Annotated in this window: 13 protein-coding genes; 10 read left to right on the plus strand and 3 right to left on the minus strand. The window is 66.0% G+C overall.

All coding sequences use genetic code 11. The annotated features are described in order from the left end of the window. Positions 1-143 precede the first annotated feature (143 nt). A complete protein-coding gene (locus OSH10_RS00135) occupies positions 144-1,457 on the minus strand; it encodes a PQQ-dependent sugar dehydrogenase (RefSeq protein ID WP_266329420.1) in 1,314 nt (437 codons plus the stop codon). Positions 1,458-1,543: 86 nt separating this feature from the next. Between OSH10_RS00135 and OSH10_RS00140 the strand changes: the two genes are divergently transcribed. Beyond that, positions 1,544-2,389 carry a uracil-DNA glycosylase gene (locus OSH10_RS00140; RefSeq protein ID WP_266330341.1) on the plus strand — a complete coding sequence of 282 codons (846 nt, stop codon included), beginning with the start codon at positions 1,544-1,546 and terminating at the stop codon, positions 2,387-2,389. A gap of 139 nt (positions 2,390-2,528) precedes the next feature. Then, positions 2,529-3,827: an MFS transporter gene (locus tag OSH10_RS00145; protein WP_266329421.1), complete on the plus strand. Its 1,299-nt coding sequence runs from the start codon at positions 2,529-2,531 to the stop codon at positions 3,825-3,827. A 40-nt stretch (positions 3,828-3,867) separates the two neighbouring features. On the opposite strand, the gene OSH10_RS00150 is transcribed toward OSH10_RS00145, so the two are convergent. Then, positions 3,868-4,365 (minus strand): flavin reductase family protein, encoded by a 498-nt coding sequence (locus OSH10_RS00150; RefSeq protein WP_266329422.1) that lies wholly within the window; start codon positions 4,363-4,365, stop codon positions 3,868-3,870. Between the two features lie 273 nt (positions 4,366-4,638). On the opposite strand from OSH10_RS00150, the gene OSH10_RS00155 reads away from it, so the two are divergent. The 7 genes from OSH10_RS00155 (at position 4,639) to OSH10_RS00185 (ending at position 11,452) form a co-directional block, all read left to right on the plus strand. Continuing rightward, entirely contained in the window at positions 4,639-5,556 is a 918-nt protein-coding gene (locus OSH10_RS00155) for a branched-chain amino acid ABC transporter permease (protein WP_266329423.1), read from the plus strand. A 37-nt stretch (positions 5,557-5,593) separates the two neighbouring features. Then, positions 5,594-6,937, plus strand: a complete 1,344-nt coding sequence (gene livM, locus OSH10_RS00160) for a high-affinity branched-chain amino acid ABC transporter permease LivM (protein ID WP_407660660.1) — start codon at positions 5,594-5,596, stop codon at positions 6,935-6,937. Then, positions 6,934-7,836 carry an ABC transporter ATP-binding protein gene (locus OSH10_RS00165; RefSeq protein WP_407660661.1) on the plus strand — a complete coding sequence of 301 codons (903 nt, stop codon included), beginning with the start codon at positions 6,934-6,936 and terminating at the stop codon, positions 7,834-7,836. The genes livM and OSH10_RS00165 overlap by 4 nt, the downstream gene beginning before the upstream one ends. Then, entirely contained in the window at positions 7,833-8,570 is a 738-nt protein-coding gene (locus tag OSH10_RS00170; RefSeq protein ID WP_266329425.1) for an ABC transporter ATP-binding protein, read from the plus strand. The genes OSH10_RS00165 and OSH10_RS00170 overlap by 4 nt, the downstream gene beginning before the upstream one ends. 37 nt (positions 8,571-8,607) lie before the next feature. Further along, positions 8,608-8,952, plus strand: coding sequence for a DUF6867 family protein (locus OSH10_RS00175; RefSeq protein ID WP_266329426.1), 345 nt, complete (start codon positions 8,608-8,610; stop codon positions 8,950-8,952). Positions 8,953-9,114: 162 nt separating this feature from the next. Continuing rightward, on the plus strand, positions 9,115-10,233 hold the full coding sequence (locus tag OSH10_RS00180; RefSeq protein ID WP_266329427.1) for a branched-chain amino acid ABC transporter substrate-binding protein: 1,119 nt from the start codon (positions 9,115-9,117) through the stop codon (positions 10,231-10,233). Between the two features lie 106 nt (positions 10,234-10,339). After that, on the plus strand, positions 10,340-11,452 hold the full coding sequence (locus tag OSH10_RS00185) for a branched-chain amino acid ABC transporter substrate-binding protein (RefSeq protein WP_266329428.1): 1,113 nt from the start codon (positions 10,340-10,342) through the stop codon (positions 11,450-11,452). Positions 11,453-11,546: 94 nt separating this feature from the next. Here OSH10_RS00185 and OSH10_RS00190 read toward each other — a convergent pair whose 3' ends face one another. Continuing rightward, complete coding sequence (locus tag OSH10_RS00190; protein WP_266329429.1) at positions 11,547-12,794, minus strand: NAD(P)/FAD-dependent oxidoreductase; 1,248 nt, start codon at positions 12,792-12,794, stop codon at positions 11,547-11,549. Between the two features lie 179 nt (positions 12,795-12,973). On the opposite strand from OSH10_RS00190, the gene rpe reads away from it, so the two are divergent. Beyond that, entirely contained in the window at positions 12,974-13,642 is a 669-nt protein-coding gene (gene rpe / locus OSH10_RS00195; RefSeq protein WP_266329430.1) for a ribulose-phosphate 3-epimerase, read from the plus strand. The last annotated feature ends 25 nt before the right edge of the window (positions 13,643-13,667 follow it).

Raw genomic sequence — 13,667 nt, forward strand, 5'->3', positions numbered from 1 at the left:
AGAAGAGCAGCAAACCTCAGGCAATGCCGAAAATATAGTGAAGCGAAGGACTTGATGAGCCTCGTGCATCAACATGATGCCCATCGGACAAGGTTCGCTCCTGCCTGCCGGCGGCCGGCCCAGCACTCGCGGCAGGCGTCGAATTATTTCACCTTCCGAACCCGCCACACCGATCCATTGGCGTCTTCCGAGACATAGAGCGCGCCGTCCTTGCCGGTGGTAACGCCAACCGGGCGGCCCCACAGGCTGTGATCGGAGAGAACGAAGCCGGTCATGAAGTCCTCGTAGGCGCCTGTCGGCTTGCCATCCTTCATGAGCAGGCGGACTACCTTGTAGCCTGTGGGCTTGCCGCGATTCCACGAGCCATGCAGGGCGACGAAACCGTCGCCGCGATAATCCTGAGGAAAGGCCTCGCCCTCATAGAAGGTGATGCCGAGCGGCGCCGAATGCGGCTGGATCAGCACGTCCGGCACGGTCACCCGCGCGCCCAGATCGGCGCGCGCGCCGTCATGCCGCGGGTCCTGGTTGGCGCCGATATAGAACCAGGGCCAGCCATAGAAAGCGCCCTCCTCGACGCTCGTCGCATAGTCGGGCGGAAGATTGTCGCCGAGGCCGTCGCGCTCGTTGGTGGCGCACCACAGCGCCCCGCTGGCAGGCTCGATCGCGAGCCCGGAGCAATTGCGGATGCCGGTCGCGAAGCTGCGGAGATTCGCGCCATCGGGATCGGCGGTCAGGACGGCGGCGCGCCCGGCCTCCGGCCCCCAGGCGGCGCCCATTCCGTGCCGTGCCTCCCATTCGGCGATCGCCGGCTTGTCCTTCTGCCCCATCCGTTCGCCGGCATTGGAGGCCGAGCCGACGGAAACGAACAGCTTGCTGCCATCCGGCGAAAAAGCGATGTCGCGCGTCCAGTGCGAGCCGCCATTCGGCAATCCCTTCACGATGACCGCGCTCTTGCCGCGCGCCTGCCGGTCGCCGGCCCCATAAGGGAAGCGCACCACCTTGTCGGTCTCGGCGACATAGACGAAGTGCGGGTCCGGACCGGGCGGGTAGAAAGCGATGCCGAAGGGCCGGTTGAGGCCGCTGGCGAAGACGGCGGGCTCGCCGCCCCCGGCCGGCAGAACCCGTATCTGCCCGGCGCCGCTTTCGGCCAGGAAGATATCGCCGTTCGGCGCCGTGCGCAGGACGCGCGGGATCCTGAGCCCTTCCGCGACCCGTTCCGCCACGAAACCGGGGGGAACCTGCGGCACCCGGTTCTTCGGCCGCGCCACGACATCGGGCTGGGTGGCGACCGATTCCGTCGCATAGGGGGCCGGCAGGTCTCCGGGGCGGATCCAGCGCTGCGCGCCGGGGCGGTCGGCTCGCCAGTCGCCAAAGGCTGCCGCTCCCGTCTTTGGCGCATCGGCAAGGGCCATGGCGGGAACGAGGATAAGGGCGGCGGCCCACAGGCGTCGGATCACGGCGGCATCTCCTTGAAACATGCTATGCTGAGGCGGCTCCCCAGGGTCGACATCGGCGACGGATACGCCTACTCAAGAACGATATGATGGCTCCCGAGTTGCAATCCCCGTCCCCCGAAGCGCTGGCGGCGCTGCTGGATTGGTACGTCGCCAATGATGTCGACGTGGCGATCGAGGAGGAGCCTGTCAATCGCCTGGTGGCGAGGCTAGCCGAGGAACCCGCGCCGGAGCCGGCTCATCGCCCCCTGCCAACCTTCGAGCCCGCCGCCCGCCCCCACCCGCAACCGACCGTCGCCACGGCGATTGCCACCGCCCCGTCGCCGGAGGCGGACGCGCTCGCCGCCCGGGAAGCCGCAGCCAGCGCGGATACGCTGGAAGCGCTCAAGGACGTGCTGACGCGATTCGAGGGCTGCGCGCTGAAGACGACGGCGAAGTCGCTGGTCTTTGCCAGCGGCAACCCCGCCGCCCGGGTCATGCTGGTGGGCGATCCGCCCGGCCGCGACGAGGACCTGCAGGGCGAGCCCTTCGTCGGGCCGCCGGGCCCCCTGCTCGACCGCATGCTGACGGCGATCGGCCTGTCGCGGGCCGAGGTCTGCCTGACCAACATCGTTCCGTGGCGGCCGCCGGGAAACCGGGCGCCGACCCCGCAGGAGACCGCCATCTGCCGGCCGTTCCTCGACCGCCAGATCGAACTCGTCGATCCGGACTATCTGATCTGCCTCGGGCCGATGGCCGCCAAGGAATTGCTGCCGACGAATGAAGGTCTTTTGCGGGTCCGAGGCCAATGGTTCCCCTACGACACCGGAAAGCGCAAGATCCAGGCGATGGCAACGCTGCATCCGTCCTATCTGCTGCTGCAACCGCTGCAGAAGCGTCTGGTCTGGCGGGATCTTCTGGTTTTGAAGGCTGCTTTGGCCACCGCTCCAGTCTAAAGATCTGGCGCAACGCAGGTTTTTCATTCTGTAAACCTGATATTCACCATAGAGTGCCATCTTTTGGACATGCGGGCGGCTGACAAAGTCAGTCGTCACCTCAAATCGAATTGGCCGCAATTCGGCGCCCCCGGTCAAAATGGCATCCCAGCTCCTTCCTGTCGCCGCGCTCCTCATCGGATCGGCACTTCTCCTCATCGCAGGCGGAATCCACGGCCTGCTCCTCCCGATCCGGGGAGCGATCGAAGGGTTCTCGACCACGGAACTGGGCCTGATCGGCACGGGCTGGGCGGTCGGTTTCGTGCTGGGCTGCATCATCGTCCCGCGCATCGTGCGCCGGGTCGGCCATGTCCGCGCCTATGGCGTCATGGCCTCGATCGCCGGCGTCGTCATCCTGATCAACCTGCTGTGGATCTCGCCCTGGGCCTGGATCGGGCTGCGCGCCTTTTCCGGATTCTGCTTCGCCGGCGCCCAGATGATCGTGGAAAGCTGGCTCAACGAACGCGCCACCCGCGAGAACCGGGGCACGATCTTTTCCGTCTACCAGATGGTGAATTTCGCCGCCTCGACAGCGGGCCAGCTGCTGCTCGCCACCGCCCCCGCCGAGGGCTTCTTCTTCTTCGTGCTGGGCGCCATCTTCTACTGCCTGGCGATCCTGCCTTCCGCGCTCTCGACGGCGCAGACGCCGCGCCCGCTGAAGACCACCTCGCTCGATCTGCGCGGCCTGTTTCGCAATTCACCCGTCTCGGCGGTCGGCTGCTTCCTGATCGGCCTCGTCAATGGCGCCTTCGGCACGCTCGGCGCCGTCTATGGCCAGAAAATCGGCCTTCCGACAGCGGTGATAGCCTTCTTCATGAGCGCGGCCGTCCTCGGCGGCGCCATCACGCAGGTGCCGCTCGGCAAGCTGTCCGACAAGATCGATCGCCGCCTCGTTCTGATCGGCGTCGCCGTGGCGGCGATCGTCATGAGCCTCGCCATCGCCTTTGTCAGCCCGACCCAGCCCACCGTCATCATCGGGATGATCGCCCTGTTCGGCGGCATGATCTATCCGATGTACGGCCTCACCGTCGCGCATGCCAACGACTACGCCGCGCCGGACGACTTCGTGAAGGTGGCGAGCGGGCTGCTGCTGATGTCCGGCTTCGGCACCATGATCGGCCCGATCATCGGCGCGCTCGCCATGACGCATCTCGGCCCCTCCGGTCTGTTTTCCTTCTTCTCGATCGTCCATGTCGTGCTGATCGGCTACACCGCCTATCGCATGTCGCGCCGTCCGGCGCCGCGCGACGTGCCCCGCGACGCGTTCCAGTCGATGCCGCTGTTGAAGAACGCCACGCCGGAGACCATCGCGCTCGATCCGCGCGCCGAGGAAACGAAGCCCGCCCCGACGGTGGCCCCGCCCACCGCGCCCCTGCCGGTCTTGCCGCCGGCAGCCTGAAGGGACACCGGCCTCGCGGCCGGCGAGCCCCGCGCAGGCTTCAGACCCGGTGGTAGCTGCGGTCGAGATAGACCAGCGCGCTGTCATGCGGCCCCACCCGGACCGCCTCGACGAGACCGAACAGCACGGAATGCGACCCCTGCTCGATCACTTCGGTCAGGCGGCAATCGAAGCTGGCGCGGGCCGATTCCAGCACCGGGGCGCCGGTTGCCAGCGTCACCCAGGAGCCGAGCGCGAAGCGCTCCGGCATGGTCAGGCCCGTGCGGCCGGCAAACGCCTCGGCCAGGCCCTGCTGGGTTCCGTCGAGCGTATTGATGCAGAAGCTGCCATTCAGCTTGAAGGCGGCATTGGTCAGGCTCTTGCGGTTGACGCAGACCAGCACGATCGGCGGACGGTCCGAAACGGATGTCACGGCCGAAGCCGTCAGCCCGCAGGCGCCGCCCTCGCCGGACGTGGTCACCACGTGGACCGGAGCGACAAGGCGACTCATCGCCTCGCGGAACATTGCCGGATCGACCAGATCCGTGAGCGTATCCATGCCTGTATCTATCCCAATCCTGCTGGCGCCGTCACGTCTGGTCGTATCGGGTCGGGCCGGTGACGACAAGCCAGACGGCGCTTGGCCCGGCAAAAATCGGCCGACCATTTTATATGGATGACTTACTGTTTCGACCGCGTCGCCGACAGTGTTCGGCGATGGCTTGTTGTTTTGTTCGGTTCGTGTACCTAATCGAGGTTCAATGAGAGGCTGGTCTACGGACACAACCTCCGGGAACAATAAAGCACTGCGCTGCACGCGGGGATCCACGAGATGGAAGTTTTCCTACAACAACTGATCAATGGCATCACGCTTGGGTCCATATACGGCCTGATTGCGATCGGATACACGATGGTGTTCGGCATCATCGGAATGGTGAACTTCGCGCATGGCGACGTCTTCATGACGTCCGCGTTTATCGCGCTGATTTTCCTGCTGGTGCTGACCACAGTTCTCGGCATGTCATCGATGATACTGGCGCTGATCATCGTCATGGTCATTGCCATGGTTCTGACGAGCCTGATGAGCTGGGCGATCGAGCGGGTCGCCTACCGGCCGCTTCGCGGCTCGTTCCGCCTCGCGCCGCTGATTTCGGCCATCGGCATGTCGATCGTGCTGTCCAACTTCGTGCAGGTCGCCCAGGGCCCGCGCAACAAGCCGATCCCGCCCATGCTCAGCGGCGGCATCGAGGTGATGAACTCCAACAATTTCGCGGTCACGCTCTCCTACAAGCAGATCCTGATCTGGGTCGTCACCGCCGTGCTGCTGGCCGGCTTCTGGTATCTCGTGCAGAAGACCTCGCTCGGCCGCGCCCAGCGCGCCTGCGAGCAGGACCGCAAGATGGCGGCGCTGCTCGGCGTCAATGTCGACCGCACGATCTCGCTGACCTTCGTGATGGGCGCCGCGCTCGCCGCCGTCGCCGGCACGCTGTTCCTCGCCTATTACGGCGTCGTCAACTTCTCGGACGGCTTCGTGCCGGGCGTCAAGGCGTTCACCGCCGCGGTTCTGGGCGGCATCGGCTCGCTGCCGGGCGCCGTGATCGGCGGGCTGCTGATCGGCCTGATCGAGACCTTCTGGTCCGGCTATTTCTCGATCGACTACAAGGACGTCGCCGCCTTCTCGATCCTGGCGATCGTGCTGATCTTCATGCCGCAGGGCCTGCTCGGACGACCTGAAGTCGAGAAGGTGTGACATGGCAGACGCTATCGCGAAAAGACATGGCCCGGATATGTCCGCGGCCGTGAAGGATGCCCTGTTGTCCGGGCTGATCGCCCTCGGCCTGTTCGGGCCGCTGGTCGGGCTCAGGACCGAACAGAACATGCGCAACGAGCTGGTGGTGCAGGGACGCTGGGGCCTGCTTGCCTCCGTCATCGGCGTGATCGTCGTCGGCCGCTTCCTGCTGCTGACGCTGGTGTGGCCGGCCATGGCGGCCCGCAAGGAGCGGGCGGGCCCCGCCTCCGAGACGCCCTCCGCCGTCCGCCAGGCCGTCTCCCGCTGGTTCGCGCCGACCTCGCTGGTCTTCCTGTTCCTCTATCCGGTGATCATCGTCAGCCTGCTCGGCTTCCAGGGCTCGCTGAAATGGGTCGACAATTTCGGCATCCAGATCCTGATCTACGTCATGCTGGGCTGGGGCCTGAACATCGTCGTCGGCCTCGCCGGCCTGCTCGACCTCGGCTATGTCGCCTTCTACGCCGTGGGCGCCTATTCCTATGCGCTGCTGTCGAGCCATTTCGGCCTGTCGTTCTGGATCCTGCTGCCCATGGCCGGCATCTTCGCCGCGCTCTGGGGCATCCTGCTGGGTTTCCCGGTGCTGCGCCTGCGCGGCGACTATCTGGCCATCGTCACGCTCGCCTTCGGCGAGATCATCCGCCTCGTGCTGATCAACTGGCGCGAACTCACCAACGGCTCCTCCGGCATCAGCTCGATCCCGAAGATCACGCTGTTCGGCATCAAGTTCGACGCCTCGCCGGACGGGTTCGCCAAGATCATGGATCTGCCGATCTCCTCGGCCTACTACAAGATCTTCCTCTACTACCTGATCCTGCTGCTGGCGCTGCTCACCGCCTTCGTCACGATCCGGCTGCGCAAGCTGCCGGTCGGCCGCGCCTGGGAAGCGCTGCGCGAGGATGAGATCGCCTGCCGCTCTCTGGGCATCAACACCACCAACACCAAGCTGACCGCCTTCGCGCTCGGCGCGATGTTCGCGGGCTTCGCCGGGTCGTTCTTCGCCGCGCGCCAGGGCTTCGTCAGCCCCGAATCCTTCACCTTCATGGAATCGGCGATCATCGTGGCGATCGTCGTTCTGGGCGGCATGGGATCGATGGTGGGCGTGGCGCTCGCCGCCGTGGCCATGATCGGTGGCACGGAACTGCTGCGCGAACTCGCCTTCCTCAAGACGATCTTCGGCGACAATTTCAACCCCGACCAGTTCCGCATGCTGATCTTCGGCCTCGCCATGGTTGGCATCATGATCTGGAAGCCGCGCGGCTTCGTGTCCTCGCGGGAGCCGACGATCTTCCTGGCAGAGCGCAAGACGATCTCCGGCTCGCTCGTCAAAGAGGGGCATGGCTGATGAGCGAAACCCTCACCATGACCCGTGACGCGCCGATGCCGTGGGAGAACCGCCCGGTGCTGAAGGTCGAGCATGTGTTCATGCGCTTCGGCGGCCTGATCGCCGTCAACGACCTGTCCTTCAGCGTCGGCCGCGGCGACATCACGGCGCTGATCGGCCCGAACGGCGCCGGCAAGACCACGGTGTTCAACTGCATCACCGGCTTCTACAAGCCGACGCAGGGAATGCTGCGGCTGGAGCACGCCGACGGCTCGACCTTCCTGCTTGAGCGCATGCCCGACTTCAAGATCTCGGCCAAGGCCAAGGTGGCGCGGACGTTCCAGAACATCCGCCTGTTCTCCGGCATGACCTTGCTCGAAAACCTGCTGGTCGCGCAGCACAACACGCTGATGCTCGCCTCCGGCATGACGATCCTCGGCGTGCTCGGCCTGCCGGGCTATCGCAATGCCGAGAGAAAGGCCGTCGAAAAGGCGAAGTACTGGTTGGAAAAGACCGGCCTGACGGCACGCGCCGACGACCCGGCCGGCGACCTGCCCTATGGCGCCCAGCGCCGGCTCGAAATCGCCCGCGCCATGTGCACGGAGCCGGAGCTGCTCTGCCTGGATGAGCCGGCCGCGGGCCTCAATCCGCGCGAATCGGCGGAGCTGAACGCCCTGCTGCTCGGCATCCGCGAAACCGAGAAGACCTCGATCCTGCTGATCGAGCACGACATGTCGGTGGTCATGGAGATTTCCGACCATGTCATCGTGCTCGAATACGGCACCAAGATCGCCGACGGCTCGCCGACCGAGGTGCGCAACGATCCGCGCGTGATCGCGGCCTATCTCGGCGTCGATGACGAAGAGGTGGAGGTCGTCGAGGAGACGCTGGACGAGATCATCGAGGGAGCGGCGACATGACCGGTCAGAACGGGACGCCGCTGCTGTCCGTGCAGGGCGCCAAGACCTACTACGGAAAGATCATCGCGCTGAAGGGCGTCGACGTCGACGTCCACCAGGGCGAGATCGTCACGCTGATCGGCGCCAACGGCGCCGGCAAGTCGACGCTGATGATGACCATCTGCGGTAATCCGCGGGCCCGCGAGGGCAGGATCCTCTTCGAGGGCCGCGACATCACCCAGATGCCGACGCATGAAATCGCCCGGCTGCGCATCGCCCAGTCGCCGGAAGGCCGGCGCATCTTCCCGCGCATGACGGTGCTGGAAAACCTGCAGATGGGCGCGGCGCTCGACAAGCTCGCCCATTTCGACGAGGACGTGGAGCGGATGTTCACGCTGTTCCCGCGCCTGAAGGAGCGCGTCGCCCAGCGCGGCGGCACGCTTTCGGGCGGCGAGCAGCAGATGCTGGCGATCGCCCGCGCGCTGATGGCGCGGCCGAAGCTGCTGATGCTGGACGAGCCCTCGCTCGGCCTCGCCCCGCTGATCGTCAAGCAGATCTTCGACGTGATCGGCGAGCTGAACCGCACGGAAGGCCTCACCGTCTTCCTGGTCGAGCAGAACGCCTATCACGCGCTGAAGCTCGCCCATCGCGGCTATGTGCTGGTCAACGGTCTCGTGACCATGTCCGGCACGGGCAAGGAATTGCTGCAGAAGCCGGAAATCCGCGCTGCCTACCTGGAAGGCGGTGCCCATTGATCCCCTCCCCGTCCTGCACGCCAAGGAGGCATTCCTGATGTCGGGCATCCTCTACGAAGAAGCCTCGCTGGCAACCTTTCTGTTCGTCACCGTCATCCTGGGCGGCGCCGGCGCCTGGATGACCGGGCGGGCCTGCGCCATGACATGGCGGCCCTTCTACCTGCTGCTCTTCTACCTGCTGCTGCTGTCGTTGGGCGTGCGCTTCATCCACTTCTCGCTGTTCCAGGCGACGCTGCTGTCGGTGCACTACTGGATCGTCGACGCGATCTTCGTGCTCGCCGTCGGATCGATCGCCTATCGCTACACCCGCACCAACCAGATGGTGTCGCAATATTACTGGCTTTACGCAAAGTCGGGGCCGTTTGCCTGGCGATCGATCTGACGATCGCCTGTCCCTTGCACAATTGCGCAAAGTTGAGCCAAGATTGAATTTCGAATCCGGATGACAGACCTAATGAAATCGGCAAGATAACCGACCAAGGCGACCCGTCATCCGCCGATAGGGCAGCAAGCCCACCTTCCAGATCAACCGGGAGACTTAAGAATGAAGAAGACCCTCATTTCAGGCCTGGCGCTCGCCGCGGGCCTGACACTGGCCGGACTGGCCCATGCCGACGATATCAAGATCGCCGCCGCGGGCCCGCTGACCGGTCCGAACGCCGCCTTCGGCGCCCAGATCCAGAAGGGCACCGAGCAGGCCATCGCCGATCTCAATGCCGCCGGCGGCATCAATGGCAACAAGTTCGTCCTGACGCTGGGCGACGACGTTTCCGATCCGAAGCAGGGCGTCTCGGTCGCCAACAAGTTCGTCGGCGACGGCGTGACCTTCGTTGTCGGCCACTTCAACTCGGGCGTGTCGATCCCGGCCTCGGAAGTCTATGCCGAGAACGGCATCCTCCAGATCTCGCCGGCCTCGACCAATCCGAAATTCACCGAGCGGGACCTCTGGAACACCTTCCGTACCTGCGGTCGTGACGACCAGCAGGGCGCGGTGGCCGGCCAGTACATCATCGACCACCTGAAGGACAAGAAGCTCGCCATCATCCACGACAAGACCCCCTATGGTCAGGGCCTTGCCGACGAGACCAAGAAGACCGCCAATGCCGGTGGCGTGACCGAGGTCGTCTATGAAGGCATCAATGTCGGCGACAAGGACTTCTCCGCCCTCATCTCCAAGATGAAGTCGGCCGGCGTCGAGGTCATCTATTACGGCGGCCTGCATCAGGAAGCCGGCCTCATCGTCCGCCAGGCGGCCGAGCAGGGCCTGAAGGCCGTGCTCTTCTCCGGCGACGGCATCACCGACCGCGAATTCGCGGCGATCGCCGGCCCGGCTGCCGACGGCACGCTGATGACCTTCGGTCCCGATCCGCGCCTGAACCCCGACGCCAAGGAAGTGGTGGAACGCTTCCGTGCCTCGGGCTTCGAGCCGGAAGCCTACACGCTCTACTCCTATGCCAGCGTGCAGGTCATCGCCCAGGCGATCGAGAAGGCCGGCACGACCGATCCGCAGAAGGTCGCGGAAGTCATCAAGTCCGGCGGCCCGTGGAAGACGGTTCTCGGCCCGCTCTCCTATGACGCCAAGGGCGACCGCACCACGGCCGACTATGTCGTCTACTCCTGGGTCAAGGACGCCGACGGCAAGCTGGACTACAAGCAGCTCTAAGCCGATCGCCGTTTGAATGCGAAGCGCCCGCCTCTCTCGCAGATGCGGGCGTTTTCTTTTGCGCCGCCGCCGGGCATGATCGCGCCAAGCCCGAAAAGGACCTCTGATGTTGCGCGTCAATTGCCTGCCCGCCTGCCTCGCCATTCTGCTCGCCACCACTGCCGGCCCGGCGCTGGCCGATATCCGCATCCTGGCGGTCGGCCCCATGACCGGCCCCTACCAGGCGCTTGGCAAGCAGATCCGCGCCGGCGTCGAAACGGCCGTCGATGCGCTCAATGCGAAGGGCGGCATCAACGGCGAACGGATCAGCGTCGACATCGAGGACGATGCCTGCAAGCCGGACGCGGCGGTGGCCGCCGCCAACCGCGCGGTCGGACGCGGCGACCAGCTCGTGGTCGGCCATGTCTGCGCCGAAGCAGCGATTGCGGCCGCCAGCGTCTATGCCGACAACAAGCTGCTCGCCATCACGCCGGCCGTCACCGCCAACCGCTACACCGACCAGCGCGCGGGACCGACGATCTTCCGCCTCGCCACGCGCGACGACGCGCAGGCGCCCACGGCCGGATCATTTCTGGCCGAGCGCTTCGGCAACAAGCGCATCGCCGTGTTGAATGACGGTTCGCCCTATGGCAAGCCGCTCACAGAGGCCACCCGGCAGGCGATGAACGAAGCCGGCAAGCGCGAGGCCCGGCTCGACACGTTCGACCCCGGCGCCAAGGAATATAACGCGCTTGCCGACCGCCTGGTCGCCGATGCGATCGACGTCGTCTTCGTCGGCGGCGATCCGGGCGACATCGCGCTCATCCTGAAGGCGCTGCGCGCCAAGGGCTCGCCGGCGATCGTCATGGGCGGCGATTCGCTTGCCACCAGCGAGTTCGTCAGCGCCGCGGGCGATGCCGCCAACGGCACGCTGCTGACCTTCTTCACCGACTGGCGCCTGCAGCCCCCGGCCGAGGCGGCCAACGCCGCCCTGCGCCGCGCCGGCGTCGAGCCGCAGGGCTACGTCCTGCCGGCCTATGCCGCCGTCCAGCTCTGGGCCGCCGCGCGCCAGTCGAGCGGATCGGACGCTGGCGAGACACTGGCCGCGACGCTCTCGGCCGCCTCGACCCCGACGGTCCTGGGCACCGTCGCCTTCGACGGCAAGGGCGACGCCCAGCTTGCCGGCTTCTCGGTCTACCGCTGGAAGGACGGCCTGCTGGTGCCGGAGACGGGTCAGTAAGCGTCGGATCCTTCAAGTGGGATGAGCCGACCACGATGAACTGCTTGAAGGGCAAGAGGCTCTCTTCACCTCTCCCTGAGGGAGAGGTGAGAAGTCAGCCAAACCGCGTCGCGCTGAACGGGGCCGGGTCGACGAACGGCATCTCGCGGGTGATCAGTTCGGCCAGCAGCCTGCCGGTGGCGGGCCCCAGCGTGAAGCCGAGATGGCCATGGCCGATATTCAGCCACAGGCCGGGATGATGCGGCGCCGGCCCGACGATCGGCATCGAATCCGGCAGACAGGGCCGCGAACCCATCCATGGAGCTTCCTCGATCGGCTCGCCGAGCGGAAACAGCGCCTTGACCTGCGGCAGGATCTTGGCGATCTGCACCGGGGTCGGCGGCGCATCGCGCGCGTCGAACTCGATGCCCGAGGTAATCCGGTATCCCTGCCGCATCGGCGTCAGCGCATAGCCATGCGCGACGTCGACGACCGGCCGCTCGAGGACGGCGTCGCCGCGCGGCTTGAAATGCAGGTGATAGCCGCGCTTGACGGCGAACGGGTAGCGGTAGCCGAGCGGCTTGAGCAGGTCCATCGCCCAGGGCCCCAGCGCGACGACGACATCCGGCGCGGTCGCCTTGCGGCCGTCCATGTCGACCACCCAGAGATCGTTCTCGCGCCGCAGCGACATCGCGTCGCCATGCGCGAAGGTGCCGCCCATCGCCTCGAAAAGCCGCGCATAGGCCTTGGTGACGCCGCCGGGGCTCGCTACCGAGACGGTGTCGGGCCAGAACACGGCGCGGGCGAACACCGGCGCGAGGTCGGGTTCGAGATCCGTGATCTCGTGATTGTCGAGGATCTCGTAGCGCACGCCGAAACGCTTGGCCAAGGCCAGTTGGGCCTTGGTGTCGGCCTCGAAGGCGGCGATGCTGCGATAGCCCTTGAGCCATCCCGTGCCGCGGAAGAACTCGACCGCCCTGCCCTTGCCGGCCAGCACGCCATGCTCGCTCGCCGCATGCGCCAGGATCGGGTTCATCGCCTCGGCATAGGCGTCGATGGCGCGCGGCGAGGATTCGGCCCTGAGTTTCAGCAGCCAGGGCGCGATCTTCGGCAGGAAGCGGCGATTGTAGTGCAGCGCGGTTTCGTCGTTGCGGCCATATTTCCACAGCGCCCCGAGCTGGCGCGGAAACACGATCGGATAGAAACCCTCGCGTTCGATCACGCCGGCATTGCCATAGGACGTGGCCTCGCCCGGATCACGCCGGTCGATCAGGACCACGTTGCGGTTGCGCTTCTGCAGGTTGAGCGCGGCCGAGACGCCGACGATGCCTGCGCCGAGCACGATCGCGTCGAAACGCTCCATTTCCTGGGTGCCGAAATCCGGTTGATTCGCGGGAATCGCTTTGATCCTCTCCTGGGCCGGCCTGAGTTTGCCCGTCCCGGGGCAGGCCGGCAATTGCCGAGGCCCGATTGCCGTGTTACGGCCGAACGAACCCCGTCCCGCCCCGCTGATCGAGGGGCTCGAAGCTGAAAGCTGATACCATGGCCGCACCCCTGCTGATCTCGCCATCCATCCTCGCTTCGGACTTTTCCCGTCTCGGCGAGGAAGTGCGCGCGGTCGAGGCGGCGGGTGCCGACTGGATCCATCTCGACATCATGGACGGGCATTTCGTCCCCAACATCACCTTCGGCCCGCCGGTCGTGCGCGCGCTGCGGCCGCTGACCGATGCCGTGTTCGACGTGCATCTGATGATCGCGCCGGCCGATCCCTACCTAGCCGAGTTCGCCGAAGCCGGCGCCGATCTGATCACGGTGCATGCCGAGGCCGGCCCGCATCTGCACCGCTCGCTGCAGACCATCCGCCATCTCGGCAAGAAGGCCGGCGTCGCGCTCAATCCCTCGACGCCGGAAAGCGCCATCGCCTATGTCCTCGACATGATCGACCTGGTGCTGGTGATGAGCGTCAATCCGGGCTTCGGGGGCCAGAGCTTCATCCCGGAATCGGTCGACAAGGTCGCCCGCATCAAGGCGATGATCGGCGACCGTCCGGTCCATATCGAAGTGGATGGCGGCGTCGCCCCGGATACCGCCCCGGCGCTGGTAAAGGCGGGCGCCGACGTGCTCGTGGCCGGCTCCTCGATCTTCAAGGGCGGCAGCAACGCCTTTGCCGGCAACATTTCCGCCATCCGTGACGCGGTCGCCCGGGGCTGATCCCCGCGCGCGCCCGAAGCCAAAG

The organism is Kaistia defluvii (assembly GCF_026343955.1).
Lineage (GTDB): Bacteria > Pseudomonadota > Alphaproteobacteria > Rhizobiales > Kaistiaceae > Kaistia > Kaistia defluvii.